This is a genomic window from Yoonia sp. (assembly GCF_017854565.1).
Classification (GTDB): Bacteria; Pseudomonadota; Alphaproteobacteria; order Rhodobacterales; family Rhodobacteraceae; genus Yoonia.
Genome location: NZ_JAFMHJ010000099.1, coordinates 1 through 3,815, shown reverse-complemented (window position 1 = coordinate 3,815; position 3,815 = coordinate 1). Strand labels below are relative to the sequence as shown.

Genomic DNA, 3,815 nt, shown 5'->3' with positions numbered 1-3,815 from the left:
GCCCAGCCGGTGGTGGTGCCCAGATCAAGCGCCAGGATGGTGCGCGGGGTTTGTGTGGGTTGGGTCATGCAGACCTCCTCTTCGGTTTGGCGAGCGAGGCGAGAGGGCTGGCCGGTGAAGGCTGCGGTCTCGCCAGGCCCCGAAGGGTGGTCTGGTCACGTCAGGTGCGGGGCGAGATGGCCGTCCAGCACTTCTTTCAATTCCTTCAACGGGCAGATTTGAAAGAAGTCGGCCCGTAAAGTGTTGAACAGTATGTATAATATACCTTCTTTCAATATTTCTTTTATTTCAATATGTACCTCTTCCTTTTTTAACCGCGCGCGCGAGCACACACATATATACAAGTGTCCTCTTGAAAGATTGAAAGAAGTGAAGGAAGTCAAAAATTCATTTTTGGACAACCACTTAGACCTCAACTTCTTTCAATTGAAGAAAGTCTCGTTTTGAAAGAAGCCTGTCGGTCACCTGACAATTCGGTAAACCATGGCCCTACGGCCGCCGGTCTCACGCATGCCGGTGGTGATATCCCCGCTTTCGATCAGCGTTTCCAGAATCTCATTTCGGTCGCGGGATTTCAACCACTGTGATGCTCGTGTGACCTCGGATTTGGTGATCCCCTTGAATCCAGCTGCGCGGATAATTTCCTTAAGCCGCTTCAGATGGGCCTCGGTTTCCGTATCAGCCACATGACGCTCCACCGCAGCCATGGTCCGCTGCGCGTAATACCGCACAAAATCAATGGCCCATTCTGTGGCCGTCAGATCGATTTCAGGCTTTGCAGGATCACGCCCCACCGCCACGATCAATGCCAGCTTCAGCGCGTTTTCACCAATGCGCGCCAGGATCGCCGTACATGCCGTACCAGCGGCCGCCCGCAACTCCCCCGTCAACTCGACACTGAGCGCGTTGAACCGTGCCCGGGCTTCATCGGTCATGGGCACGATCATCGGCGTCACGGTGGTGTTCTGATCCGCCGTCTTGCCCATAAGATTGCCTTTCTGGAGCCCACCACCAGAGGCCACGCTTTGCAACCCGGCGATCAGCGCGGGATCGGCCTGGCGCATGCCCACGGCGATGTTCTCGTCCGGGTAATCCTCATCACTCGGCAGGATCAGAAAGCGCGCAAGCGAGCCGTCGACGACGTTCGCGCCTTGGAGTGCCCCCCAGAAGTGCAAAGGCGTCGTGGTGCCATAGACACTCAGGCAGGGTTGATTGATATCCCGCCGCTCGTTCGACCCGTCCCGGTTGGCATATTCCGCACCAAGAAAGATACCACCAGCTGCCGTGTAAAGCTCGGTCATGTTGTCGAGGATTTCGGTGATGTGACGCGGGCTGCGTTTGCGGTCAGCGGCGGCCGCCAGAAACATGCCGAACTCGTCGATCTGGAACAGGATCGCGGGCTGGCGGTGCAGCGCAGTCAAGAGCCCCGCGCCGGATGCGATCTTGTTGCCGCCAAGGTGGTGGGCAAGGCCGGCCTCGAAGAAGGTCTCGTTGATGATCTCGCGGGCATGGTTCTTGCCCGATCCGCTATCGGCGATTCCCACAACATAGAGGTTTGAGCGCAGGTTGCTTGTCGTGCGGTATTGCCGCCCCATCAGCGCGCCGATGGCACATAGGCTGGCCCCAAGCGACAGCAGCGGCTGCGGACGCCGGGCGGTGTTCAGCATGTACTCCGTAAGATCGCCCACCAGACCGTCCGGCATTACCAGCGTGAACGGCGGGCTGGCCAGGGTTTCACTACCCTGGTCAGATTGAACGCCCAATCTCGACAACAGTCCCGCCGCTGGATGCGCCACCTCTGGATCAACGCTGCCATCAAGGCGCAGATCGCCCCGGGGCTGCCATCCGCGCTCCATCGCAAGGTGATAGATCGTGCCCGCACCGATCCGGTCAGGCTTGAAGCTGGCCCAGGCCTTGGCCGTGGCTGGGGGCACATCTTTTGCGGCCTGCGCGGACCAATCGGCAAAGACATCGGCCCCGGCCTCGCCAAGCGCGCCCTTCAGCGCCATGCCGATCCGCATCCAGCTGTCATAGTCCAGCTCGTCATTGGGCAGCCATTCAAGCGCTGAAATAATCGCCGGTACTGTGCCAATCTGACTGTGCGAACGTAGGTGTTTCGCAGATGACGTGGATGCTGCCAACCCACGCTGGCGCAGGGCTTCAGGCAATAACGCATAGGCCTCGTCCAGAAACGCCGCTGCGGCCTCCGCGGTGATTTCCGGCAGATCAGTGATATCGAGATCGGCCAGACCTTCCTCCGGCCAAGTATAGGGCGTGCCAGTGTCCGGGTGGGTGGCATAGACCACGAACTGCTGGCCGAGGCAGAGCACTTCCAGCGGATGGTGCTTGATACCCCGAAACGGCGCAGCCGTGCGGTAGATCAGCATGCGCTTTGGGGCCTTTCCGATCCGCAGGGCGCGCGTGTCACCCAGCCGGTCGCGCGCCAGTCGCTCGATCTGGATTGCCAGTTCAGCATCCTCAACGATGTCGATATCGACAGCAGCAACCGCACCGCCAACGATGCCGATGCCACACTCCGGCCAGGTCGCCCATGTCGTTACCTCCACCTCCGTGGTTGGGCGCTCGGTGTGCCGGTTCCACTCGGGGTAGTCTGCCCACGTCCCACGCTTGAACTGCCCGGGCTTCTTGGTGCCTGGACCGATCGGCAGAATGGCATAGCCATTGGTGACCAGCCGTGCGCCGAACCGCGCCATATACGATGTGAGAACGCCGGTGGAATACTGCACCACGTGAGCGGCGAGATTGTCTTGTCGCAGATGGGCTGATTGGCCTGTCCTGTTAGGCTCTTCGTTTTGACGGGGGGCGGGATTGAAGCACGTGGAATTGTATGGGCGCGTTCGTCACGCCGTTCTTGTTGATGGCATGAGCCGTCGGGAAGCGGCGCGTATTTTTGGGATCAACCGTCGCACTGTTGAGAAGATGCTGAGGTTTTCGATCCCGCCAGGTTATCGGCGCGACAAAGCGATCCGTCGCCCGAAGCTGGATGGTTTTACGGGGATTATCGATCAGATCCTTGAGGCAGACAACCTGGTCCCCAAGAAGCAGAGACACACGTCGAAGCGGATATTTGAACGACTGCGTGATGAACATCGCTTTGAGGGCGGCATCACGATTGTGAGGAATTACGTCTTCGCGATCAAACAGCGTCAGCGGGAGATGTTTGTACCTCTGTCACATCCACCGGGTCATGCTCAGGCTGACTTTGGTGAGGCGCTTGCCATCATCGGCGGCGTTGAACGGAAGATACACTTTCTGGTGATGGACCTACCACATTCGGATGCGTGTTTTTTGAAGGCGTATCCGGCCGAGACTACCGAGGCGTTCTGCGATGCACATGTCGCGGCGTTCGCGTTCTTCGGCGGCGTTCCTGTGTCGATCCTGTACGACAACACTCGGATTGCCGTGGCCCGCATTATGGGGGACGGCCAGCGCAAACGAACCCGAGTATTCTCCGAACTGGTGTCTCACTATCTGTTTGAGGATCGTTTTGGCCGTCCCGGTAAGGGGAATGACAAAGGCAAAGTCGAGGGGATGGTGGGGTACACCCGGCGCAACTTCATGGTGCCCAAGCCCCGGTTCGCCAGCTTTGATGAGCTCAATGCCCATCTGGCCGAACAGTGCAGCAAGCGCATGGATGACAAGCTGCGAGGTCACAAAGGCACTATTGGCGAACGGTTTGCCCGTGATGCCGAACGGCTTCAGCCTTTGCCAGCTGTTCCGTACGACGCCTGCGACAAACAATCGGTTCGGGTCAGCTCACTGTCGCTCGTGCGGTATCGCGGCAACGACTATTC

Annotated in this window: 3 protein-coding genes; 2 read left to right on the top strand and 1 reads right to left on the bottom strand. The window is 58.9% G+C overall.

Translation table 11 applies throughout. The features are described 5' to 3' along the window. Positions 1-239 (top strand): hypothetical protein (locus QZ196_RS17350; RefSeq protein ID WP_296428633.1); only part of this gene is annotated, 239 nt, incomplete at its 5' end. Positions 240-461: 222 nt separating this feature from the next. Here the strand turns inward: QZ196_RS17350 and QZ196_RS17345 are convergent. Next, on the bottom strand, positions 462-2,747 hold the full coding sequence (locus QZ196_RS17345; RefSeq protein WP_296428631.1) for a DUF3987 domain-containing protein: 2,286 nt from the start codon (positions 2,745-2,747) through the stop codon (positions 462-464). A gap of 82 nt (positions 2,748-2,829) precedes the next feature. Between QZ196_RS17345 and istA the strand changes: the two genes are divergently transcribed. Beyond that, on the top strand, positions 2,830-3,815 hold a 986-nt coding region (gene istA, locus QZ196_RS17340; RefSeq protein WP_296428628.1), incomplete at its 3' end, for an IS21 family transposase.